Origin of the sequence: Nonomuraea sp. NEAU-A123, from assembly GCF_018603905.1 — a bacterium.
Classification (GTDB): domain Bacteria; phylum Actinomycetota; class Actinomycetes; order Streptosporangiales; family Streptosporangiaceae; genus Nonomuraea.
Genome location: NZ_JAHFZZ010000006.1, coordinates 37,173 through 59,327 on the forward strand (window position 1 = coordinate 37,173; position 22,155 = coordinate 59,327).

Consider the following 22,155-nt stretch of genomic DNA (forward strand, 5'->3'; position numbering starts at 1 on the left):
CGACACCTTACCGATGATCTTCAGGACGGAGCGGCCGGTGGGTGGTCGGCTTCGTACCGGCGGCGGTTCTCGTTGATGGTCTGGCGGTGTGTGGCCGCCCAACTGCCCAGAGCGGTGACGGGGGCGAGCAGTGTGGTGCCGAGTTCGGTGAGCGCGTAGTCCACGCGTGGTGGGACGCTCGCGTGGACCGTCCGGGAGACCAGGCCGTCACGTTCGAGCTGGCGGAGGGTCAGCGTGAGCATGCGCTGGGAGATGCCGGTGACGGCGCGTTGCAGTTCCCCGAAGCGCAGCGTGCGGTCGCGGAGGCTGCCGATGATCAACAGGCTCCACTTGTCGCCGACCAGGGAGAGGATCCGCAGCACCTGGCGGCAGATCTCTTCGTCTGCCTTGTCTGAGCCGTCCACGGGGAACGGGGGCCACCGCGCGGATGGCGCGTCCATTAGTTACCTCCTTGTGGGTTTCTGACATCAATGTGCCGTCTTGTGCGAGGCGGCTATGGTGACAAAGCATATGGCTACCCACAAAAAGTAACCATTGGGGTCAGCCATATGAGAACCATCGTCATCTCCGGCGGCACGGACGGTATCGGCAGGGCTCTGGCGCTGCACTACCTGCGTGCCGGTGAGACCGTCGTCATCATCGGCCGTAGCGCCGCCAAGGCGGACGCGATCCGTACCGAAGCCGAAACGGCCCCCGGGCGGCTGCGCTTCCTGCGGGCCGATCTGGCGCTGGCGCGCGAGAGCGAACGTGTCGCCGCCGAGATCGCCGCCGGATTCCCGAGCGTGGACGCGCTGATCATGTGCGCCGCGTACGTCAGTACCCGCCGCCACGAGACGGCCGAAGGCGTCGAGCACACCTTCGCGCTGTTCTACCTGAGCCGCTACATCCTCACGCTTGGCCTGGCCGATCGGTTGCGGGCCGCGCCACGACCCATCGTGGTGAACGTCTCCGTGCCGGGGGCGCCCCGGGACGCGATCCAGTGGGACGATCTCGGGCTGCGGTCGGGGTTCACCTCTCTCAAGGCGAACCGGCAGGCCAGGCGGGCCAACGAACTCATCGCGACGTGCTTCCCCGAGATCACGTACGTCCTGTACAACCCGGGATACGTGGAGACCAGCTTCGCGGGGGACTTCAACCGGCCGACCAGGGCGATCATGGGTCTGCTGGGAAAGCTGGCCGCCGCTCCGCCCGCCAAGGCGATCGCGCCCATCGTCGGCCTGGTCGACCAGCCGCCCGCTTCACCGGTGAGCGCCTTCAAGGGCCGCAAGGAGATCACCCGGCCGGTCGATCCGGCCGACGCGCGGAAGCTGCGCGAGGGCACCGCCCGCCTGCTCGCCGAGCTGGGCATCCCATCGGGCGCTTGATCAAGGCTCCAGCAGGCGGCGCGGGCCCGGGCCCTGCTGGGCGAGGGCATCGCCGGGATTGACCAGGGCGCACTGCTCGAACGACAGGCACCCGCACCCGATGCACTCCGCGAACCGGTCACGCATCCGTTCCATCCGCTCGATGCGCGCGTTGATCTCCTCGCTCCAGCACTCCGACGCCCGGATCCAGAACTCCCGCGTCGGCGGGACGCCCTCCGGCAGCAGGTCCAGCACGCCGCCGATCACCGACAGCGGTATGCCGACGCTCTGGGACGCCCGGATGAACGCCACCCGCCGCAGCGTGGTGCGGTGATAGCGACGCTGGTTGCCGGTGGTCCGGCGGCTGTCGATGAGCCCCTGCCGCTCGTAGAAGCGCAGCGCGGACGGGGGCACGCCGCTGCGCTCGGACAGCTCACCGATGGTCAGTTCCTTGGCGATCGCTTCGGGCACGCTCCGAGCCTAGCCCGTACTTGAACATTGGTTCAGGTATGAGCCTAGTTCTGGGCTGTGGGGCGGACGACGATGTCCCCCACATCGACGCCGTCCGGCTGCTCGATGGCGAAGGCGACGGCGCGGGCCACCGCGTCCGGTGAGATCGCGATCGTGCTCATCGTGTCGAGGATCTGGGCCCTCATCTCCGGACGCATCTGCTCGGCGAAGTCCGTCTTGATGATGCCCGGCGAGACGACGGTCACGCGCAGGCTGTCGCCGGCCTCCTGGCGCAGGCCCTCGGAGATGGTGCGTACGGCGTTCTTCGTCCCGGCGTACACCGACTGCAGCGGAACGATACGCAAGCCCGAGGTGGACAGGATGTTGATGAAGTGCCCGAAACCCTGTTCCCGGAAGACGGGCAGGGCCGCGGCGATGCCGTACAGGACACCTTTGAAGTTGACGTCGATCATCTCCTCCCAGTCCTCGACGCGGAGGTCGTCCAGGGGGGAGATCAGGCCGATCCCGGCATTGCTGATGAGGACGTCGATCTTGCCGAAGCGCTCACGGGCCAGCCCGACGAGGCCGGCCAGGTCCTCGCGTCGCTTCACGTCCGTACGGGCCCAGGCGGCTTCACCGCCGGCCTTTTCGATGCGGGCGGCCAGGGCCTCTAGCCGCTCCGTACGGCGTGCCCCGAGGACGACTTTCGCGCCGCGCTCGGCGAGCAGCAGCGCGGTCGCTTCGCCGATGCCGCTGCTGGCGCCCGTGATCGCCACGACCTTGCCTTCGATACCCGACATGATTGGCAGTCCTTCCAGAAAGTGCCCTACAGTGAAAGTGGAGGCGCCGCCACTTCGTCCCACCCTAAGTGGCGGTGCCTCCACTTAGCAAATGGAGAGGGGAGAGCCGTTGATGGCCCGAGCCGCAGAACGTCCGCTGAGGGCTGACGCGCAGCGCAACCGGGACAAGATCCTGGTCGCCGCGGTGCGCGTGTTCACCGAAGAGGGGCTGGACGCGCACTTCGAGCGCATCGCCAAGGAAGCGGGCGTGGGGACCGGCACGCTCTACCGCAACTTCCCCACCCGGGAGATCCTGATCGAGGCGGCCTACCGCAACGAGGTGGCCCGGCTGTGCGACGCCGTCCCCGAGCTCCTGGCGACCATGCCGCCAGGTGCGGCGCTACGCGCCTGGACGCGCCGCTTCATCGACTACGCCACCGCCAAGCTGGGCATGGCCGACGCCCTGCGAGCAGTCGTCGCCTCGGGAACCAACCCCTACGCCCGCAGCCGCGAGCTGATTCAGGCCGCCCTCTCCTCGCTCATGGACGCCTGCATGGCCGCCGGCGAGATCCGGTCCGACATCAGCGCGAGCGACATGTCCGCCGCGCTCGCCGGCATCGCCCTCACCTCGGCGGAGCCCGAGCAGCGAGAGCAGGCCGAACGCCTCCTCGACCTCACCCTGGACGGGCTGATGCGGCTCCCCGAAAGCTGATGGGCGCCGCCCGCGGCCGGGCGCCTGGTGATGGTCGCCCGGCCGCGTCTGGAACGGCCCCTAGTTCCGTCGGATCATGGTGAGCCCGTCGGCGATCGGCAGAATCACCACGGTGACCCGGGGGTCCTCCCGCACCAGGTTGTTGAACTCGCGCATCCGCACGGTCCCCGGATCCGACTCGGCCGGGTCGGCCACCCGCCCGCTCCACAGCGTGTTGTCCACCATGAGCAGGCCGCCCGGCCGCAGCCGGTCGATCAGCAGCTCGTAGTACGCCGGGTAGTTCCCCTTGTCGGCGTCGAGGAAGGCCAGGTTGATGGGCTGCTGGAAGGCGGCGAGCGTCTCCAGCGCCGGGCCCAGGGTGAGGGTGATGCGGTCCGCCACGCCGGCCTTCTCCCAGTAGCGGCGGGCGATGGACGTCCACTCGTCGCTGACGTCGAAGCAGTGCAGCTTGCCGCCGGACAGGCCCCTGGCGATGGACAGCGACGAGTATCCGGTGAACGTGCCCACCTCGACCGCCACCTCCGGCGCGGTGAGCTGGGTGATCATCGTGAGGAACACGCCCTGGTCGGCCGTGATCTGCATGCCCGCGCTGTCGCCCGTCGCCGCGAGCGTCTCGGCGATCAGTTGCTCCAGAAGGGGGTCAGGCTGGCTGGAGTGGTCCACGAGGTAGCGGGCCACGGCGGGGTCGAGAAATTCGGATTTCATGATTTCATTCCTAACGAGCATCGGAGCGGCTCAGGCCCAGTTGGTCGGCCACAATGCGGAAAGACATAATCCCCGATGTTTAAAGACATAAAACGTCCGATAAGTCAAACGGGTACCCTTACGGGGTGGGTGAAACGGCGACCTCGGCGAGGGGCCTAGGGGCGACCGGGAAGGCTGCTCCGCGCGGGCGTATCGCCAAACGAGAAGCGATCATGACCGCTGCAATGAGGGTGTTCGTCCGGGACGGTTACTCGGGTGCGAGCATCGAAACCATCGCCGCAGAAGCGGCGGTATCCAAACAGACCATCTACAACCATCTGGGCGACAAGCAGCGCTTGTTCGAGTCCCTGATCGACGAGAACTTCGATCAGGTCAATGCCCAGCAATTCGCCATGATCGAGACTTTTCCCGATCGTCCGGCGAACCTCATGGCGGAGCTGACGGCGTTCGCCGGTGATCTCATGCGTGGCTGTCTCATGGGCGAGCGGGCGCGAGCCTTGCGCACACTCGTCCAGGCAGAGGGATCCCGGCGTCCCGAGATCGCCAGGCAGTGGCGGCAACGTGGCCAGGACCAGCTCGCGGGGTCCCTGGCCGCCAGGTTCGCCCGGCTGGCGCTGGCCGGAAAGCTCTCCCTGGCCGATCCCGACCAAGCGGCGCGCGACTTCCTGGCGTTGATCACGTATGACGCCCAGGTCGGCTGGACCATCGGTGACGCGACGATGCGAGACGACGAACTCGACGCCTCCATCGCCGCCGGGGTCCGCACGTTCATGCGCGCGTACGGGAACGGCAACGGCAACGGGAACGGCAACGGCAACCACCATCACAACGGCAACGGCAACGGCTCGCCCGGAGGCTGAACGACGTCCGCCCGCCCTCTTCGGGTAAGGTCTCGGCGATCAATGAGCTAAGGGCGGGCAGAATGAACAAGAGGTTGGCGGCCGTCGTGGCCGCGGGCGTGGCGCTCGTCGTGCTGCTGACTGTCGTGGCGTTCTCCGAGCCAGGCAGTTCGTCGGCGCAGGGAGTGCGGCTGACCCGGCAACCCGACGGTTCCATGGTGCTCGCGGACAGGGGCGGAGACGCCCCTGTGCTCGACCTCTACGAGGACTTCGACTGTCCCGTCTGCAAGGAACTGCACACCAGGGTCAACGCGACCATCGAGCGGCTGGCGAAGGAGGGCAAGGTCAAGGTCGTCTTCCATCCGGTGACGGTCTTCGAGGACGAGCCCATGCGGTCCAACTCCGTCCGCGCCGCCGCCGCTGCCCGCTGCGTGCCGGAGGAGAGCTGGCTGGCGTTCAGGGATGAGTTGTACGCCATGCAGCCCTCGCCGCACGGGCTGACGTCGGGGTTCGGCGTGCAGGACCTGGCCGAGGCGGCCAGGAAGGTCGGCGCGTCCGTCGATCAGTGCGTGACCTCGCAGTCGTACGCCGACGAGCACCTGCGGGAGAGCGCGAAGATACAGATCGATGGGACGCCGACCCTGCTCCTCGACGGCGAACAGCTGGGCAACGAGGCCTTCGACCCGGCAACCCTGGAGCGGGCCATCACCGGAGGCACGGGCGTCACCGTCTGAACAGCGTCACCGTCCCAAAAAACATCCCAAAGGCTGAGACCAGTGTGCCGACCAGTGGATAGGTGTGGCAGACTCGCAAGCACCATGTTCTACGGTCTGCTCATTATCAGCAGGCGCGCTGGCTGACAAAGGGACACCGCCAGCGCGCAGACCTCTCACGTCCGTGAGGGGTCTTTTTGTTTTCCAGGGAGACGACACCATGGCCGACGACCGCTTTCACGTGTATGACACGACGCTGCGTGACGGCGCACAGCAGGAGGGCCTCACCCTCACCGTCGCCGACAAACTCGCCGTCGCGCGGCAGCTGGACGGCCTGGGCGTCGGCTTCATCGAAGGGGGCTGGCCAGGCGCCAACCCCAAGGACACAGAGTTCTTCAGGCGCGCTCAAACAGAGCTCGACCTGAAGCACGCGCAACTCGCCGCGTTCGGTGCGACCCGCCGAGCAGGTGTGAAGGCAGCCGACGACCCGTTGGTGGCCGCCTTGCGCGAATCCGGCGCGCCGGTCGTGACCCTTGTCGCCAAGAGCCACGACCGGCACGTGGAGCTGGCCCTCCGCACGACTCTCCAGGAGAACCTCGCGATGATCCGCGACACGGTCTCCCACCTTCGTGCGGGGGGACAGCGAGTCTTCCTCGACGCCGAGCACTTCTTCGACGGCTACAAGTCCAATCCAGCGTACGCGCTGGAGGTCCTGCGTACCGCTGCCGAGGCGGGTGCCGACGTCATCGCCCTGTGTGACACCAATGGTGGCATGCTCCCCGACGAGCTGGCCGACATCGTTCACGCCGCCGCCCAGACCAGCGCCCGCGTCGGCATCCACTGCCACGACGACACCGGCTGCGCGGTCGCCAACACGCTCGCCGCCGTCAAGGCCGGCGCCACGCACGTGCAGGGCTGCGCCAACGGGTACGGCGAGCGGTCCGGCAACGCCAACCTGTTCACCGTGGTCGCGAACCTCCAGCTCAAGCGGGGCTTCGACCTGGTGCCGCAGGAGTCGCTCGCCGACATGACGCGCATCGCCCACGCGATCACCGAGGTCACCAACGTCACGCCCAACTCCCACGCGCCCTACGTCGGCACGTCGGCGTTCGCGCACAAGGGCGGGCTGCACGCCAGCGCCATCAAGGTCGACCCGAACCTCTACCAGCACATCGACCCCGCCCAGGTCGGCAACGACATGCGCATGCTGGTCTCCGACATGGCCGGCCGCGCCTCGGTCGAGCTCAAGGGCCGCGAACTGGGCTACGAACTCACCCCCGAGGCCACCAAGACACTGGTCGGCCGGGTCAAGGACCTGGAGTCGAAGGGCTTCACGTTCGAGGCCGCCGACGCCTCCTTCGAGCTGCTGCTGCGCGACACCGTCCACGGCGAGCGCACGCGTCACTTCGAGGTCGAGTCGTGGCGGGTGATCGTCGAGCGGGCCAAGGGCGGCGAGCTGGTCAGCGAGGCCACGGTCAAGCTGCACGCCAAGGGCGAGCGCATCGTCGCCACCGGCGAGGGCAACGGCCCGGTCAACGCCCTCGACCGGGCGGTACGCCTGGCGCTGGAGAAGCTCTACCCCGAGCTGGCCCGGCTGGAGCTCATCGACTACAAGGTGCGCATCCTCGAAGGCACCCACGGCACCGACGCCATCACCCGCGTGCTCATCACCTCCAGCGACGACACGGCCGAGTGGTCCACGGTCGGCGTCGCCGAGAACATCATCGACGCCTCCTGGCAGGCGCTGGAGCAGGCGGTGACGTACGGCCTGCTCCGCGCGGGCCACGAGGCCGGCTAGCCGTTCGGCTAGAGCAGCCCGGCGGGGAAGGTCAGGCCCTGGACCTTGACCTTCCCTCCCGAACAGGACACCTTCGGCGAGTCGGTGTCGGGCACGATGACGGTCAGCAGCGACTTGGCCGCCGGGGAGACGACCACGTTCGTCGGCAGCTTCGACAGGTACGTCGGCGACACCCAGCCCAGCTTCCCGCCCCGCCGCACCTTCTGCCCGCCCACCGGCTTGCACCCCGCGAGCTGGACCAGCGTGACCCGGAACTTCCCGTCGCCCAGCACGACCCGGCCGCCGCCGTTGGAGATCACCTTGAACGACGGGGCGAAGCGCCACAGGTTCGTGACCTTCTTGCCGCCGGACGCGGTGTCGAGCACCGCCATCACGTCCTGGCCGTGGTTCACCAGCACCGATCGGGTACGGCTTACGCCATAGGCCTTGTCGGTCAGCCGGAAGGACTGCCGGTCCTTGCCGTACGACGTCTTGACCAGCTTGCTGGCCGTGCGCGGGCGGAAGCGCTCGCCCACCACGGACGGCACGTTGTGCGCCTCGGGGGAGAGCGTCCAGTAGCGGTAGGAGCTCTTCTCGTAGGAGTTGAAGCCGCCGTCGACCAGGATGTCGCGGCCCTGCGCGTAGTAGGTCACGCCCAGGTGGTCCTCATGGCCGTGGAACTTCAGGCCGGGGCCGAACCTGATCGAGTAGAAGGCGGATTCGGGCTTGCCCCAGTCCGTCCGGCCGTACACGTAGCCGGCCTTGTAGACCTTGACGTTCTCCTTGGGCGTGCCGGTCTCCATCTTGGGCTCGACCTCGGCGCTGCCGTCGCCGATCGGCACCATGAACCCGTTGGGCTGGGTGGAGTGGGCGACGAACATCTTGAGCGCGTCGGCCCGCTTGGTGATCTCGCCGGGCACCTTGCGGCCGCAGTCCTTCATGTTGGTCATCGCGACCATGAGCCTGCTGTGCACGTAGACGGCGTAGCGCGGCGCCTGCTCCATGAGCGCGCCCTGGGAGTCGACGTCGAGCTTGACCGTGCCGGTCAGCCGCTTGACGGCCAGGCTCGTCCAGTCCTTGCGGCCGTAGCGGCAGCCGATGCCCATGAGCGCGATGTCCTGGTCGATCCCGTGGTTGTGGCCCTTCTTGTAGAGCCGCGATTCGGACAGGAGCTTGGCGTGCTCGGCCAGCGACCGCTTCAGCCAGGCGTCCTTCACGTGCATGCTCAGGCAGACCAGCGCCTGGGAGCGGAGCGAGACCGGGTGGTCCTTCCAGGCGTACGACGGGGTGCCGCGGGCGCCGCGCCCGTTGTGGTCGACCCAGTCCTTGGTGATCTCCTTGGCCCGGTCGAGGTAGCGCTCCTCGCCGCTGTTCTCGTACGCGACGACCAGCGTGCCCATCCAGCGCAGCGACTGGAAGACGAACTCCCACGAACGGTTGTGGTACGGGCTCATGGCCCAGTTGATCTTCGTGCCGATCTTCACCGGAGGCTGCTCGACCAACGGCAGCTCACCCCGCATGACCTCGTCCGCCGTGGGCGTGCCGGGCAGCCAGTCGCCCTGGCACTGCGCGGTGCGCTTCACCGACGTGTCGGCGTGCGCTGTGCTCACCAGCCCGCTGAAAACGAGCATGAGAGTGAGGGGGATCGCAAGGCGGCGCACGCCGGTTCCTTCCGGGCCAAAAAGATGGGGGCGGAACATGCTGACCGAATCTCGATCAACTGGTCAAGTTGGGTGCCGGATCGTTAGCGGCTCGATGCGGCTCGGTTTCCGGACCGGTCAATTCACGACATCCTGGACGCATGAGATTCGACGACATCGTGATCCCGGACACCGCCCCCTGCCGGGGGGCTCTTGAGGCGGCGACCAGGTATCACTCGCCCTCGCTGCTCAACCACTCCGTCCGCGCCTACCTGTGGGCAGCGGCCTACGCGGGGCTGCACGAGATCGCGTTCGACGCCGAACTCCTCTACGTGTCGTCGATGCTGCACGACATCGGGCTGACCGCGGAGTTCGACAGCCACACGGTGCCGTTCGAGGAGGCGGGCGGGCACGTGGCCTGGGCGTTCGCCGCCGGGGCCGGGTGGCCGGTCGAGCGCAGGGTACGGGCCGCCGAGGTGATCATCCGCCACATGTGGGACGAGGTGCCGCTGGCTGAGGACCCCGAGGGGCACCTGCTGGAACTCTCGACCGGCATGGACATCTCGGGCCGCCGTACCGACGAGATCCCCTCGGAACTGCGGCAGGAGGTGCTCGCCCGCCACCCCCGGCTGGAGATCGCCAAGGAGTTCGCGGCCTGCGTGACGGACCAGGGCACGCGCAAGCCGGCCAGCCTCGCGGGCGGGTTCGTCCGGTCGGGCATCACGGACCGCCTCGCCAACAACCCGCTGGACGCCTGACGCCTCAGCGGGCGCCGCTCAGTGGACGACGCGGTGTGAGGTAGGGGCGGGCTCCAGGGTCACGCGGGCCACCGCCGGTACGCGATCCGCCTCCAGCGCGCTGCGCATGTGCGGGATGGCCACGCCCGCCAGGTGGTCCCTGAGCTCGCTCATCGACGCCTGCTCGTCGGCCACCAGACGCAGCCGTACCATCAGCCGGTCGCGGGAACCTCCCAGGTCGGCCCCGGCGTCCAGCACGGCGGGGCTGGTCGCGACGTCCGCCGCGACCGCGGCGGCCATGCCCTTCGCGGTGACGTCGGTCACGCCCCCGGGACCGGTCTCCATCCGCAGCGAGTCGCGGCTGTCGCGGCGCCCCTGAACGAACAGCCACCGCAGCCCGAGCAGCGCCACGATCACGGCCACCAGCGCGACGACCCACCAGATCCACGGGCTATAGGCCACGAGGAAGAACCGCACGGGACGGTCCGCGATCGCCGTTCCCGCCGCGTTTCGCCCGAACGCCCCCATGCCACGCGCCAGCGCGCAGCCGCCGAGTAGGGCGAGCACGATGCCGGTCAGGGCCAGGCCCCACCGGTTGCCGCGGCCGGTTCTGCGGTTCACTTGCGCTCCCTCATGTTGACCTTCACCTGGTACGGCTCGACGGGGTTCAGCGCCGCGAGCCTCGACAGCACCATCGCCCGTACGGCCTCGCCGAACCGCTCCCGATCCCACCCGGTGGTGGTCGCGGTGACGGCGGCGGTGTGGCCGCGGACCGAGGCGCGGGCCGAGTGCACGCCCGGAACCTCTTCGGCGGCGTGCGCCAGCGCCCTGGCGAGGCTCTTGCGCCGCATGCCGATGATCAGGTCCGCGTCTCCGGTACGTACCGGGACCAAACGCGGTCTTCCGGGCACCAGCGCGGTCACCACCAGCGCCAGGCCGATCAGCGTGACCAGCGCGGTGCCGAGCAGGAACAGCGGGTCATTCCACGGAGTCGACGCCGCCCAGATCAGCAGCCGATCCAGGGGCATCCACCGCAGCGGCCGCCCGGCCAGCGCCGATACCGTCTCGGCGGCGACCACCGCGCCCAGCACGGTGAGCAGCGCGGCCACCACGACGGCGGGCACGGTCCGCCGCGGCCGGAACGCCCGCACCGCCGCACGATCAGCCGCCCGTCCGGAGGCGCCGGTCACTGTGTGGCCGTCTGTCATCCAGTCGAGTTCACCGGCCGGCGGCGCGTCTGTCGCCTGGTCGGCGAGGCTCGGCACCGGCTCGCCCGCCCGGTGCGCACCGGTGCTCATGACGAAACCCCCCGCGGCCCCTCCCGCGAGGCCTCTCGCGGTCCCTCTTGCGGTGCCTCTCGTGAGGTTTCTCGCGGTCCTTCCTGCGGTGCCTCTCGCGAGGTCTCTCGCGGTCCCTCCCGAGGGGCCTCGCGCGAAAGCTCGCGTGTCGCCTCCCGCGAGGCGTCTTGCGGCGCTTGCCCCGGTATTTCGCGCGGTCCCTCCTGCGGCGTCTCCCGTGACACCTCCCACGTGGGCGCTTGCGGGGCCGTGAACTCGGTCATCGTGAACTCGGTCATCGTGACGTCCACGCGTGATACCCGCAGGCCCGTCAGCGCGGCGACTCTGGCCGCCACGTGGTTCCTGATCTGGCCGGCCACCGCACGCAGGGGCGCCGGATAGGCCACGGACACGGTCAGCCCGATCTCGACGCCGTCGTCACGCACCGTGGCGCTCGCCGGGCGCGTCCTGCGCAGCCCGCCGCGCTCGCTCACCTCGCGTACCCCGGCCACCTCACGCGCGACGTAGCCGGCGATCTTGCCCGCCACGCGGTCCGCGACCTCGGTACGGCCACGCCGCTCGGGTGGTACCGGAGCGGGGCGCTGCCCCGGCACCACCACGACGGCAGTCTCAGACGCGGGCATGTCGGTGGTCATCTGCGCCTCACGGTGAGGTTCGACAGGTTCACCTCGCCGCCCTCCATGATGCGGCCCACCAGAAGACCGACCGCGCCCAGTACGACCACGAGCAGGAAGGCGCCGAGCCCGCCGAATGCTCCGACTATGCCCAGCACCATGCCTACCGACATGCCGATCACGGGCAGCCACGAGATCTTGTTCATGAGGTCTCCTTCACCGCGTCCTCGGGTGCCGACACTGTGTCTTCGGGCACCACGTCGTCGATCCGGATGTTCACCAGACGGTCGCCGGCGAGGTCGGCCACCGCCCGCCGTACCTCTTCGGCCGTTTCGGGGAGGGGGCGGTCGAGTCGCGCCACGATGGCGATGTTCACCTCGTGGTCGTCCGCGGACACGCCCGTGAGGCGCTCGCCGGGCAGATAGGTCGCTACCGTGCCGAAGAGACCGCTCGACAGCCCGGCCACTCCCGCACAGGCGACGGCCCGCTCGCCGATCAGCCGGACCTCGGTCACCTGGGCGCCGGCCGCCTCATCGCCGATCACCGCCGCTTCGGTCCCCTGGGCTCCGGCCACCTGAGCACCAACCGCCTGGGCTTCGGCCGGTTTGGCGCGAGTCGCCTTGGGGCCGGTCGTTTGAGGGGCGGTCTGCGGAGCGCCGCTCGCCCGGGCGCCGGTCATCGGACTCTGGGCTCCCGCTCCGTGCCACCCGTGTCGCCCGTGCCGCTCGAACCGCCGATCTCCCTCGTGGATGTGTCCCGCATGGGGAGGTGGACGTCGTCGACCCTGATGTTCACCTCGGTGACCTCGAGCCCGCACATGCGCTCGATCGCGTTGATGACGTTCCTGCGCACGGCCGCGGCCAGTTCGGGGATCGCGATGCCGTACTCGGCGACCAGGTCGAGGTCCGCGGCGGCCTGCCGTTCGCCCACCTCTACCGAGACGCCCTGGGCGACACTCTTGTCACCGCCGACCATGCCGCGCATGGTGCCGAATGCCCTCGCGGCGCCGGCGCCCATGTCGTAGACGCCCGGCACCTCGCGTGCCGAGAGTCCGGCGATCTTCGCCACGACCACGTCGTCGATGGTGGTGGTGCCCTTGTCGGTCACCAGTGAGCTGGCCGGGCCGTCCTCCACAGTCCTGGCCCGCGGTACGGTGCCCTGCTGATTGACTACCGTGTCAGCCACGATCCGTCACCTCCCGACACTCGATGTGCTCTTAAAGCCCCCATAACCTCCAGACAACTGAAGATGCGCGACAAAACGGACTTTAGGTACATTTATGACCGATTTATTAGGCGGGCAGAGCGCGGGACGGCGGCGATAGCCTTGTCGGGTGCGTATAGCGAGGTTCTCCACAGGCGAAGGCGTGTCGTTCGGCGTGGTCGAGGGTGGCCCAGGTGAGGAGTTCGTGTCCGCGATCTCCGGCCACCCGTTCGGGGACGTTCAGTTCACCGGCGAGCGCTACCCGCTGTCCCAAGTCCGGCTGCTGGCCCCGATGCTGCCCAGCAAAGTGGTGGCCATCGGCAGAAACTACGCCGAGCACGCCCGCGAGCTGGGCAACGAGGTCCCGGACGAGCCGCTCATCTTCATCAAGCCGTCCACCTCCGTGATCGGCCACGGTGAGCCGATCGCCTACCCGACGACGCTGTCTCACCGCGTCGACTACGAAGGCGAGCTGGCCGTGGTGATCGGCAGGCTCTGCCGCGAGGTGCCGGTCGAGCGGGCCAAGGACGTCATCTTCGGCTACACCTGCGCCAACGACGTCACCGCCCGTGACCTGCAGAAGAAGGACGTCCAGTTCACCAGGGCCAAGGGCTTCGACACCTTCTGCCCGCTCGGGCCGTGGATCCAGACCGACCTCGACCCCTCCGACCTGGCGCTCACGACGACGGTCAACGGAGATGTGCGGCAGAGCGGCCGTACCAACCAGCTCATCCACGACATCCCCGCGCTGGTCGCCTACGTCAGCGCGGTCATGACGCTGATCCCCGGCGACGTGATCCTCACCGGCACTCCGGCGGGCGTCGGCCCGGTCGAGGTCGGTGACGAGGTCAGCGTCGGCATCGAAGGCATCGGCACTCTGACGAACAAGGTGGTCTCCCGTGACTGATCTACGGGTGCGTTTCGCCCCGTCGCCTACCGGCATGTTCCACGTCGGCGGCGCCCGCACGGCGCTGTTCAACTGGGCGCTGGCCGAACAGTCCGGCGGCCGCTTCGTGCTGCGCGTCGAGGACACCGACGCGACCCGCAACCGCCCCGAGTGGACCGAGGGCATCATCTCGGCGCTCGACTGGATCGGCATCAACGGCACCAACCCGGTGTTCGAGGGCCCCTACTTCCAGTCGGCCTACGAGCCGCAGCACCGCGAGGCCGTGGCCAAGCTGCTCGCCGACGGCAAGGCGTACTTCTGCGACTGCACCCGCGAGACGCTCGTCGCCCGCACCGGCTCCGAGCACAAGGGTTATGACGGTTTCTGCCGTGACCGGGGTCTGACCGAGGGCGCCGTCCGCTTCCGTACCTCCGACGAGGGTGTCACCGTCGTCGAGGACGTCATCAGGGGCCGGGTGGAGTTCCCCAACGACGCCCAGGAGGACTTCGTCATCGCCCGCACCGACGGCTCGCCGCTGTACGTGCTGGCCAACGCGGTCGACGACATTACCCAGCGCATCACCCACGTGGTACGCGGTGAGGAGCACCTGGGCAACGCGGCCAAGCAGCAGCTCCTGTGGCCCGCGCTCGGCGCCAACCCGCCGGTCTGGGCGCACCTGCCGGTGATCGTCAACGAGCAGCGCAAGAAGCTGTCCAAGCGCCGCGACAAGGTGGCGCTGGAGGACTACCGCGACGATGGCTACCTGGCCGAGGCCATGGTCAACTACCTCATGCTGCTCGGCTGGGGGCCCGGCGACGACCGCGAGATCATGCCGTGGGCGGAGATGGTGCCGCTGTTCAAGCTGGAGGACGTCAACTCCGCCAGCGCCTTCTTCGACGAGAAGAAGCTGCGGGCCTTCAACGGCGAGTACATCCGCGCCCTGCCCGTCGAGACGTTCGAGGAGCGCTGCTCTCCCTACCTCGAGGCCGACTGGGACCGGGAGATGTTCAGCAAGGTCGCGGCGCTCGCGCAGACCCGCATCGCCGTGCTGGCCGAGATCAGGCAGAACGTCGACTTCCTCTTCCTGGACGAGCCCGTGTTCGACGAGGCCTCCTGGGACAAGGCGATGAAGAACTCCCCGGTGGAGATCCTCAGCGGCTACCTGGAGCGGCTGGAGACCGTCAACTGGGATCCCGAGTCCCTCAAGGAGGCGCTGGAGCAGGTCGGCGCCTCCCACAGCCTCAAGCTCGGCAAGGCCCAGGCGCCCGTGCGCGTCGCCGTCACGGGCCGGACGGTGGGTCTGCCGCTGTTCGAGTCGATCGAGGTGCTGGGCCGCGAGCGTACCGAGGAGCGAATCCGCGCCGCACTGACCCGACTCCAGGGCTGACCGCCCGGCCCTCAGAGGCGACAACCGAGGCTTTCGGGCCGACCGCTCGGGCATCAGAGGCGACGGCTGGGGCTTCAGAGGCGACTGCCGGGGCTCCGGGGTCGGCTGTCGCTCCGGCGCCGATCGCGATGCCGAGGCTGATGGCCGCTCCGGCGGCCATCGACAGCCACACGCCCGTGACGCCGAGCCACGCGCTCAGCGCGTAGGCCAGGGGCAGTTGTACGGTGAAGCCGGCCAGCGTGGCCGCCAGTAGGCGGCTGCCCCGGCCGGTCGCCTGGAGCACCCCGCCCACGGCGATCAGCCCGCCGAAGGGCACGAGGTAGAGCGACATCCACCGCAGGAAGCTCACAGCGGGGCCGACGTCGGCGGCGAACAACCCGGCGACGGGCACGGCCACCACATTGAGCACGACCGCCACCGCCGCTCCCGCGCCCAGGCCCATCCAGAGCGGCGAGCCGGTGGCCTCGAACCGGGCCGCACCGATCATCGCCGCCTGGCGCAGGGCGTAGAAGAGCATCACCCCGGCGAGCATGACCTTCTGCCCGACGCCGTAGCCCGCCAGCTCCGCCGTGCCGAACCCGGCCACGATCCCCACCAGCGCCATCCCCACGAGCGCACGAGCCAGGAAATCCCCGGACATGGGAAGCCCGGTCCGCACAACCTCCCCGGCAAGCAGACCACCGCCTTCTGCCGCGAGTGGGGCGCTGCTTTTCCCGGCGAGCGGACCGTCTTCCGCCGCGAGCGGGTCGCCACCCTCTCCGCCGAGCGGGCCGTCGCCTGAGTCGCGCGGTGTCAGTCGTACCAAGGTGCGGAGAGAGATCGCCAGTGTGATGGTCCGCGCGATCACAGTGGCCAGCGCGGCACCCTGGACGCCCAGGTCGAGGCCGTAGATGAACAGCGGGTCCAAGGTGACCACCAGCGCGCCGCAGACGAGCGCGTTGCGCATAGGGATCCGCGTGTTGCCCAGGCCCTTGACGATGCCGTCCGCGATCGTCTGGGCGAAGTACACCGGCAGGCCGCCGAGCGAGACCAGCAGGAAACCGGCCGTCAGCTCGTAGTCTCCGGCGAAGAGCGCGGCCAACGGCTCGCGGAGCAGCACCCCGGGCACGGCGATCGCGATCGCGAACACGGCCCAGAGCAGCCAGCCGGTCCTGATCACGGGGGAGAGCGGTGCGCGGCCGTCGCGGCGGCCGATCAGCACGGTCACACCCGTCGGGACGGCCAGGAACAGACCGTAGGCCAGGTATTCGACGGTGGTCGACACGGTGACCGCCGCGATGGCCGGTTCGCCCAGGCCGGAGACCCAGAGCAGGTCGATCACCCCGACCGCGACCACGGCGGTGAGCAGCTCGACGTAGACGGGGAGAGCGCGCCTGATCATCTTTTATGCCTCGCTTCGTTATACATCTAATAGAGGTATAGCGTTACGATGTATCCCATGGCAAGTGGCGGTGACCTGAGTCTCACCATCCTGGGGTTTCTGCACGAGCGGCCGATGCACGGCTACGAGCTCAAAGCGCGTCTCGCCGCGCTGAGCGGGCACCTGCGGCCGGTGAGCGACGGCGCCCTCTACCCGGCCATCGCCAGGCTGGAGGGCAAGGGATTGGTCGAGCGGCACGAGGAGGCGGGCGCCGCGGCGGCGCGCCGGCAGGTGCTGACGATCACCTCGGTGGGGCGCGAGGAGTTGCTGCGGCGGTTGCGGGAGCCGGCCGATCTGGAGATCAGCGACCAGGCGAGGTTCTTCGCGCTGCTGACGTTCCTGTCGGCGCTACCCGACCCCGCCGACCAGGCCGCCGTGCTGCGTCGCCGGCTGGCCTTCCTGGAGGCGCCGGCGAGCTTCTTCTACGAGGGCGGCCGGCCGGTGCGGGCGCGCGACGAGCCCGACCCCTACCGGCGCGGCATGCTGGTGATCGCCCGCGCCGCGAGCCGTGCCGAGCAGGACTGGCTCAGGCAGCGCCTCGACGAACTGCCGACCCCCATGGACACGACACCGCCACGCCCCTGAGCGACACCCTGCCGCGACTGACTGGCACGCCCCTGACAGGCACGCCAGGCACGCCCCTGAGCGGCGCCCCTGGGTCGCGCGCCAGGCGAAGAGCGCCGGCCAAGGGGCGCCGGGCAAGGGCAGTGTGGGGTTAGAGCAGGCCGCGGCGCTCCAGGAGCGGCTGGATGCTCGGCTCGCGGCCGCGGAAGTTGCGGAACGCGGTCAGCGCGTCGAGGCTCCCGCCCTTGGACAGCAGTTCGCGGCGGAAGTGGTCGCCGTTCGCCCGCTCCAGCCCGCCGTTCTCCTTGAACCACTCGACGCTCTCGGCGTCGAGCACCTCGCTCCAGATGTAGGAGTAGTAGCCGGCGCTGTAGCCCCCCGCGAAGATGTGCGCGAAGTAGTTGGTCCGGTAGCGCGGCCGGACCGTCGGGAGGGCGATCCCGGCCGTCTCCAGCGCCGCGGACTCGAACGCCTCGGCGTCGGCCACCGCCTCGCCCGCGGCCAGCTTGTGCCAGGCCCAGTCGAGGAGTGTCGCGGCCAGGTATTCGACGGTCATGAAGCCCTGGTTGAACTTCTCCGCGGCCTTCATCTTCTCCACCAGCTCGGCGGGCATCGGCTCGCCCGTCTCGTGGTGCTTGGCGTAGTGGGCCAGGATCTCCGGCCAGGTCGCCCACATCTCGTTGACCTGGGACGGGTACTCGACGAAGTCACGCGGCACGCTGGTGCCCGACACGCGGGGGAAGCGCACCTCGGAGAACAGTCCGTGCAGCGCGTGCCCGAACTCGTGGAAGGCCGTGTTGACCTCGTCGTAGGTCAGCAGCGTCGGCCCGGAGGCCGGCTTGGTGATGTTGAGGTTGTTCATCACGACCGGCTTCTCGCCGAACAGGCCCGACTGGTCGACCAGGTTGTTCATCCACGCGCCGCCGCGCTTGTTGGACCGGGCGTACGGGTCGAGCAGGAACAGGCCGAGCGGGCCGCCGTCCTCGTTGAACACCTCGTAGACGCGTACGTCCTCGTGGTAGCCCTTCAGGTCGGGCCGCTCGGTGAACGTGACGCCGTAGAGCCGGGTCGCCGCGTGGAACACGCCGTCCCGGTAGACACGCCACAGCTCGAAGTAGGGCCGCATCGCCCCGGCGTCGAAGTCGTAGCGGGCCTGGCGCACCTTCTCCGAGTAGTAGGACCAGTCCCACGGCTCGATCGCGAACCCGGCCTGCTCGGCGAGCGCCTCCGCCTCCTTCTTGGCGTTGCGTACGGCCGGCCCGACGAGCTGCCCCAGCATGGCCTCGACCGCGTCCACGGTCTTGGCCGTCTGGTCGGCGACCGTGTAGGCGGCGTGGCTGGGGAAGCCCAGCAGCGTGGCCCGCTCGGCCCGCAGCGTCGCCATCCTGATCGCCAGCTCGAAGTTGCGCGGCGCCCGCTCCACGCTCAGCGTGTAGAGCCTGCGGCGCACGTCACGGTCGGTGAGCTGGGCCAGCCCCGGCTGGTTGGTGTAGTTGAGCAGCGGCAGGACGTAGCGCCCGTCCTTCCGCAGCGACTGGATCGTGGCCTCGTCGAAGCCGTCGAGGTCCTTGGCGTCGTCGACGACCAGCGCGGACTCGCTCAGCGCCTTCAGCAGGTTCTGGGCGAACTCGGTGGACAGCCGGGACAGGTCCTCGTTGAGCCGCCTGAGCTCGCTCTGCTCGGCCTCCGACAGGTCGGCGCCGGCCCTGACGAAGTCCTCGCGGTATTTCTCCAGCAGCCACGACTCCTCGGGGTCGTCGGTGGCCACCCGCTTGATGCGGGCCCAGAGCGCGCGGTTGAGCCGGATGGCGTCACTGTGCTTGGCCAGCGCGGGCGAGATCTGCTTCTCCAGCTCCAGGACGCCCTCGGTGGAGTTGGAGGAGACGATGCTGAAGAAGGCCGTGGACACGCGCTCCAGAATGCGTCCGGAACGCTCCAGCGCGGCGATCGTGTTGTCGAAGGTGGGCGGCTCGCTGCTGTCCGCGATCGCCTCCACCTCCGCCAGCCCCTCCGCCATCCCTCGCTCGAACGCCGGGAGGTAGTGCTCCTCGCGGATCTCCTCGAAGGGCGGCAGTTGGTACGGCAGGCTGCTGGGGGCGAAGAAGGGGTTCTCTGGCAACGCTTGGGCTCCTCCACGTGGTGCTTTGTCCCCCTCAGCTTGGCACGGCCGGGCCCTTCCTGCCCCCCGGAGGAAGACGGTTCGGCAATCGTTTTGGTCTTGCACCCCAAGCTGGGCTATTCTTTCGGACGTCGCCTTAACGCGCCCCACGGGGTTCGGGCCGGTGGGGTATGGTGTAATTGGCAGCACGACTGATTCTGGTTCAGTTAGTCTAGGTTCGAGTCCTGGTACCCCAGCGTTTAACGGATGTCTCACAGAGACATCCGTTTTTTGCTTATGGATGAGTTCCGGATCCGGCGAGGGTCGTTCCCCGCGTTCGTGGCCCCGCTCCTGATGCCCCTCGTGCTCTTCTTCCCGGTGTGCCTGCTGCTCGGCGCCATCCTGACGGGCAGCTCGGTCGCCGGAGTGCTGATCGGCCTCCTCGGCGTCGGCGCGCTCGTCGGCGTGCTGGCGGTCAAGCACCACCGGATGGTGGCGGGCACCGTCGTACGTTTCTCCCCGCAGGGCGTGGAGCTGGCGGACACCTACGGCTTCCGCCTCCGGCTGGAGTGGGCGCGGATGGAGCGCATTGACGTCGTAGAGAGCCGGATGGCCAGTCCCCGTACGATCGGGCGCCTCGGCGGCGTACGGGTGCGTGCCGGCGCTCTGCGGTCCGCCGGGCTGATCGGCTGGGGCACCCGAGAGGTGCCGCCGCGCGTGCCCCGCTGGATGCGGGCGCAGCTCGCCGGGGTGCCCGTCGATCCGCGGACCGGCCTCCAGCGGCTCGGCATCCCGCTCGGCGCCATCGACCCGCTCTGGGAACGCGGCCCGATGGGCGACTGGGTCCGCCGCCAAAGGCCCGATCTGCTGGCCTGATAGTGGTTTGGTGGTGCTCCGAGGGTGCGGTAGAGTTACCTGCGTTGCCGGGGGAACCCGGCACGATCGCTTGTGGACAGGGTCCCGTCGTCTAGTGGCCCAGGACGCCGCCCTCTCAAGGCGGTAGCGCCGGTTCGAATCCGGTCGGGACTACCACTGTCACAAGCTCACGAAGGTCCCGTCGTCTAGTGGCCCAGGACGCCGCCCTCTCAAGGCGGTAGCGCCGGTTCGAATCCGGTCGGGACTACATTTTTCACCGCTCTCGGTCGCGCATCGCGCCGAGGGCTTTTTTTATTGGCCCGGCTCAGGAAACAGAACGGCGCCGCTCCAGCAGTGGGAGCGGCGCCATTCGTACGACTGCCTAGGAGTTGGAGCGGGCCTTGAACAGCGCCCGCCGCGCCGCCTTGGCGACCTGCTTGTCGGGGTGGACCTGCGAGATCAGGTCGAGCAGCTCTTCAACGTGCGCGTGCGGGATCTTCCAGATCACCTCGAGCAGGTTGTTGAGCAGCTCGGGCCCGATGTCCCGCAGGCTGCCGACGAACTCCGACCTGCCCAGCCCGGCCGAGATCGTCCACATGTCGAGGATCAGCCAGTGGGTGTCGTCCTGCGTCGGCTCCGGCGCGTCCTCCACCTGAAGCTGGCTCAGGTGCGTGGCCGCGTACGGGCGTAGCGACGACTGCTTCAGCGCTTCCTGCCAGGCCGGGATGGCCGCCTCGCCGAGTGTGCCGACCACGCTGGCCGCCTGCACCCGGATGAGCGCGTCGGACTCGTCCTTGGCGGCGGCCTCCAGCAGCTCTTCGGCCGCCTTGCCCGGCTCGCGCAGCCGCATCCAGTCGGCGAACTCGGCGTCGGCCTCCTCCTCCGGCAGCTCGGCGCTGAGCGCGAGCAGCTCGTGGGCGCTCATCGAGTCGATGGCCGGTCGCGCGTCGACCTCGATGTCGGAGTCGTCGACCAGGTGGACGATGCCCTCGGTGCCGAGCGGCGTGAGGCTGACCGTCTGGCCGCTGACCTCCACCATGCCATAGCCGGTCAGCCAGGCGATCGCCCCGGCGATCGGGTCGCCCGCCGCCTCCCAGGCGTCGGCGCCCAGCTCGTCGAGCTCGGCGGCGGCCTCGGACAGCTCCTGGCCGAGCTCGTCGACGTCGCGGGAGCCGCCCCCGAGGAGCAGCCTGACCAGCACGCCCCGCGTGAGGCCCGCCAGGGCCATGGTGAGGTCCTCGTCGGGCAGCTCGGGGTCGCCGTAGTCGACCGAGTGCAGACCGAGCATCCAGGCGTCGAGCACGTCCTCGTCGTCGTCGAACGGCCACTCGGACGTGTCGTCCTGGACGCCCACGGTGTTGGCGTCGCCCGGCTCCAGGAACTCCAGGTCGACGGCGAGGTTCCAGACGTTCCACAGCTGCGGGACGGCCTCGGCGAGCGAGCCGTCGGTCTCCGGCCTGGGCAGCCCGACGGCCGCCAGCGCCTCGGCCACCTCGTCGTCGGAGAGCAGGGTGTCTTCCCCCACCCGGCGTCCCGAACCCACCCACAGAGCCAGGTCGCGGGCCTGGGCGATCAGCGGCACGGCGCGGGCGGCCGTGGCCAGTTCGGAGTCGGGGCGCAGCCTGATCGTGTCGAGGTCGGCCAGAGCGTCGGCGAACGGCTCGAAGTCGCCCAGGTCGCCGATCTCCTCCTCCTCGTCGTCATCACCTTCGGCGTCGTCGTCCAGGAGGTCCTCCATCAGCTCGACGAAGTCGTCCTCGACGTCGTCGAGCTCGGCCTGCAGGTCGGAGAGGGAGTCCGAACCCTCGGTGAGCCGTCCGGTCTGGGAGAGGAACGTCAGGTACGCGTCAACGGCGGGGAGCATCCCGTCGGCGGCGGCGTCGGGGTCCTCCACGACCTTGGGCATGCGGTCGAGCAGCAGGTTGCGCAGGTCGGCACGCTTCCACGTGCCGAGATCCTGGGAGAAGGCGAGGCGGTGCCAAAGCGCCGCTGGTCCCACGAGCTCGGGGTCGCTCTCGGGCGCGTTGGTGCGCGCCCAGATGATGAACTCTTCGAGCAGGGGTCGCAGCTCAGTGGCGGCTACCTCGATGCGATCTGTCACGCACTCAGGCTAGTGCGCCCGCGAGGCACTCGGC

24 protein-coding genes and 3 tRNA genes are annotated in these 22,155 nt (G+C 69.1%); 13 read left to right on the forward strand and 14 right to left on the reverse strand.

What is annotated here, in order from left to right; all coding sequences use genetic code 11:
* Window positions 1–20: 20 nt before the first annotated feature.
* A complete protein-coding gene (locus KLK06_RS19265) occupies window positions 21–440 on the reverse strand; it encodes a helix-turn-helix domain-containing protein (RefSeq protein ID WP_214636916.1) in 420 nt (139 codons plus the stop codon).
* Between the two features lie 108 nt (window positions 441–548).
* Between KLK06_RS19265 and KLK06_RS19270 the strand changes: the two genes are divergently transcribed.
* Window positions 549–1,364 carry an SDR family NAD(P)-dependent oxidoreductase gene (locus KLK06_RS19270; protein ID WP_214636917.1) on the forward strand — a complete coding sequence of 272 codons (816 nt, stop codon included), beginning with the start codon at window positions 549–551 and terminating at the stop codon, window positions 1,362–1,364.
* Here the strand turns inward: KLK06_RS19270 and soxR are convergent, their stop codons facing one another.
* Both soxR and KLK06_RS19280 read right to left on the reverse strand, forming a co-directional pair.
* Window positions 1,365–1,814 (reverse strand): redox-sensitive transcriptional activator SoxR, encoded by a 450-nt coding sequence (soxR, locus tag KLK06_RS19275; RefSeq protein ID WP_214636918.1) that lies wholly within the window; start codon window positions 1,812–1,814, stop codon window positions 1,365–1,367.
* Window positions 1,815–1,858: 44 nt separating this feature from the next.
* Complete coding sequence (locus tag KLK06_RS19280; RefSeq protein WP_214636919.1) at window positions 1,859–2,593, reverse strand: SDR family oxidoreductase; 735 nt, start codon at window positions 2,591–2,593, stop codon at window positions 1,859–1,861.
* Window positions 2,594–2,705: 112 nt separating this feature from the next.
* Between KLK06_RS19280 and KLK06_RS19285 the strand changes: the two genes are divergently transcribed.
* Window positions 2,706–3,284 carry a TetR/AcrR family transcriptional regulator gene (locus KLK06_RS19285; protein WP_214636920.1) on the forward strand — a complete coding sequence of 193 codons (579 nt, stop codon included), beginning with the start codon at window positions 2,706–2,708 and terminating at the stop codon, window positions 3,282–3,284.
* A gap of 60 nt (window positions 3,285–3,344) precedes the next feature.
* Here the strand turns inward: KLK06_RS19285 and KLK06_RS19290 are convergent, their stop codons facing one another.
* On the reverse strand, window positions 3,345–3,989 hold the full coding sequence (locus KLK06_RS19290; protein WP_214636921.1) for an O-methyltransferase: 645 nt from the start codon (window positions 3,987–3,989) through the stop codon (window positions 3,345–3,347).
* A gap of 212 nt (window positions 3,990–4,201) precedes the next feature.
* Between KLK06_RS19290 and KLK06_RS19295 the strand changes: the two genes are divergently transcribed.
* The 3 genes from KLK06_RS19295 to cimA all read left to right on the forward strand — a co-directional run bounded on the left by KLK06_RS19295 (window position 4,202) and on the right by cimA (window position 7,339).
* On the forward strand, window positions 4,202–4,849 hold the full coding sequence (locus KLK06_RS19295) for a TetR/AcrR family transcriptional regulator (RefSeq protein ID WP_214636922.1): 648 nt from the start codon (window positions 4,202–4,204) through the stop codon (window positions 4,847–4,849).
* 62 nt (window positions 4,850–4,911) lie between these two features.
* Complete coding sequence (locus KLK06_RS19300; protein ID WP_214636923.1) at window positions 4,912–5,562, forward strand: thioredoxin domain-containing protein; 651 nt, start codon at window positions 4,912–4,914, stop codon at window positions 5,560–5,562.
* 199 nt (window positions 5,563–5,761) lie between these two features.
* Window positions 5,762–7,339: a citramalate synthase gene (gene cimA / locus KLK06_RS19305; protein WP_214636924.1), complete on the forward strand. Its 1,578-nt coding sequence runs from the start codon at window positions 5,762–5,764 to the stop codon at window positions 7,337–7,339.
* A gap of 8 nt (window positions 7,340–7,347) precedes the next feature.
* Here cimA and KLK06_RS19310 read toward each other — a convergent pair whose 3' ends face one another.
* The gene (locus KLK06_RS19310) at window positions 7,348–8,979 is read right to left on the reverse strand and encodes a heparinase II/III family protein (protein WP_308168333.1); all 1,632 of its coding nucleotides are present in this window, start codon (window positions 8,977–8,979) and stop codon (window positions 7,348–7,350) included.
* A 140-nt stretch (window positions 8,980–9,119) separates the two neighbouring features.
* Here KLK06_RS19310 and KLK06_RS19315 point away from each other — a divergent pair, with 140 nt between their 5' ends.
* Window positions 9,120–9,716 (forward strand): cyanamide hydratase, encoded by a 597-nt coding sequence (locus KLK06_RS19315; RefSeq protein WP_214636925.1) that lies wholly within the window; start codon window positions 9,120–9,122, stop codon window positions 9,714–9,716.
* A gap of 18 nt (window positions 9,717–9,734) precedes the next feature.
* Here KLK06_RS19315 and KLK06_RS19320 read toward each other — a convergent pair whose 3' ends face one another.
* Genes KLK06_RS19320 through KLK06_RS19345 form a run of 6 tightly spaced genes read right to left on the reverse strand, consistent with a single transcriptional unit; the run spans window position 9,735 to window position 12,792 of the window.
* Window positions 9,735–10,316, reverse strand: a complete 582-nt coding sequence (locus KLK06_RS19320) for an alkaline shock response membrane anchor protein AmaP (protein ID WP_214636926.1) — start codon at window positions 10,314–10,316, stop codon at window positions 9,735–9,737.
* Entirely contained in the window at window positions 10,313–10,993 is a 681-nt protein-coding gene (locus KLK06_RS19325) for a DUF6286 domain-containing protein (RefSeq protein ID WP_214636927.1), read from the reverse strand. Before KLK06_RS19325 ends, KLK06_RS19320 begins: the two co-directional genes overlap by 4 nt.
* Window positions 10,990–11,628 (reverse strand): Asp23/Gls24 family envelope stress response protein, encoded by a 639-nt coding sequence (locus KLK06_RS19330; RefSeq protein WP_214636928.1) that lies wholly within the window; start codon window positions 11,626–11,628, stop codon window positions 10,990–10,992. Before KLK06_RS19330 ends, KLK06_RS19325 begins: the two co-directional genes overlap by 4 nt.
* Window positions 11,625–11,813, reverse strand: a complete 189-nt coding sequence (locus KLK06_RS19335) for a hypothetical protein (protein ID WP_214636929.1) — start codon at window positions 11,811–11,813, stop codon at window positions 11,625–11,627. Before KLK06_RS19335 ends, KLK06_RS19330 begins: the two co-directional genes overlap by 4 nt.
* The gene (locus tag KLK06_RS19340; protein ID WP_214636930.1) at window positions 11,810–12,286 is read right to left on the reverse strand and encodes a hypothetical protein; all 477 of its coding nucleotides are present in this window, start codon (window positions 12,284–12,286) and stop codon (window positions 11,810–11,812) included. Before KLK06_RS19340 ends, KLK06_RS19335 begins: the two co-directional genes overlap by 4 nt.
* A complete protein-coding gene (locus KLK06_RS19345) occupies window positions 12,283–12,792 on the reverse strand; it encodes an Asp23/Gls24 family envelope stress response protein (protein ID WP_214636931.1) in 510 nt (169 codons plus the stop codon). Before KLK06_RS19345 ends, KLK06_RS19340 begins: the two co-directional genes overlap by 4 nt.
* 148 nt (window positions 12,793–12,940) lie before the next feature.
* On the opposite strand from KLK06_RS19345, the gene KLK06_RS19350 reads away from it, so the two are divergent.
* The gene (locus tag KLK06_RS19350; protein ID WP_214636932.1) at window positions 12,941–13,717 is read left to right on the forward strand and encodes a fumarylacetoacetate hydrolase family protein; all 777 of its coding nucleotides are present in this window, start codon (window positions 12,941–12,943) and stop codon (window positions 13,715–13,717) included.
* A gap of 34 nt (window positions 13,718–13,751) precedes the next feature.
* Entirely contained in the window at window positions 13,752–15,083 is a 1,332-nt protein-coding gene (gene gltX / locus KLK06_RS19355) for a glutamate--tRNA ligase (RefSeq protein ID WP_250905763.1), read from the forward strand.
* Here the strand turns inward: gltX and KLK06_RS19360 are convergent.
* Complete coding sequence (locus KLK06_RS19360) at window positions 14,977–16,464, reverse strand: MATE family efflux transporter (protein WP_214636934.1); 1,488 nt, start codon at window positions 16,462–16,464, stop codon at window positions 14,977–14,979. The genes gltX and KLK06_RS19360 overlap by 107 nt on opposite strands.
* A 57-nt stretch (window positions 16,465–16,521) precedes the next feature.
* Between KLK06_RS19360 and KLK06_RS19365 the strand changes: the two genes are divergently transcribed.
* On the forward strand, window positions 16,522–17,088 hold the full coding sequence (locus KLK06_RS19365; protein WP_214636935.1) for a PadR family transcriptional regulator: 567 nt from the start codon (window positions 16,522–16,524) through the stop codon (window positions 17,086–17,088).
* A 130-nt stretch (window positions 17,089–17,218) separates the two neighbouring features.
* On the opposite strand, the gene KLK06_RS19370 is transcribed toward KLK06_RS19365, so the two are convergent.
* The gene (locus KLK06_RS19370; protein ID WP_214636936.1) at window positions 17,219–19,186 is read right to left on the reverse strand and encodes a M3 family metallopeptidase; all 1,968 of its coding nucleotides are present in this window, start codon (window positions 19,184–19,186) and stop codon (window positions 17,219–17,221) included.
* A gap of 164 nt (window positions 19,187–19,350) precedes the next feature.
* On the opposite strand from KLK06_RS19370, the gene KLK06_RS19375 reads away from it, so the two are divergent.
* The 4 genes from KLK06_RS19375 to KLK06_RS19390 all read left to right on the forward strand — a co-directional run bounded on the left by KLK06_RS19375 (window position 19,351) and on the right by KLK06_RS19390 (window position 20,288).
* A tRNA-Gln gene (locus tag KLK06_RS19375) sits at window positions 19,351–19,422 on the forward strand.
* A 40-nt stretch (window positions 19,423–19,462) separates the two neighbouring features.
* Entirely contained in the window at window positions 19,463–20,041 is a 579-nt protein-coding gene (locus tag KLK06_RS19380; protein WP_214636937.1) for a hypothetical protein, read from the forward strand.
* A gap of 80 nt (window positions 20,042–20,121) precedes the next feature.
* Window positions 20,122–20,197: transfer RNA gene (locus tag KLK06_RS19385), tRNA-Glu, on the forward strand.
* 18 nt (window positions 20,198–20,215) lie between these two features.
* Window positions 20,216–20,288 (forward strand) — tRNA-Glu (locus KLK06_RS19390).
* A gap of 114 nt (window positions 20,289–20,402) precedes the next feature.
* Here KLK06_RS19390 and KLK06_RS19395 read toward each other — a convergent pair.
* On the reverse strand, window positions 20,403–22,121 hold the full coding sequence (locus KLK06_RS19395) for a hypothetical protein (protein WP_214636938.1): 1,719 nt from the start codon (window positions 22,119–22,121) through the stop codon (window positions 20,403–20,405).
* Window positions 22,122–22,155: the final 34 nt, after the last annotated feature.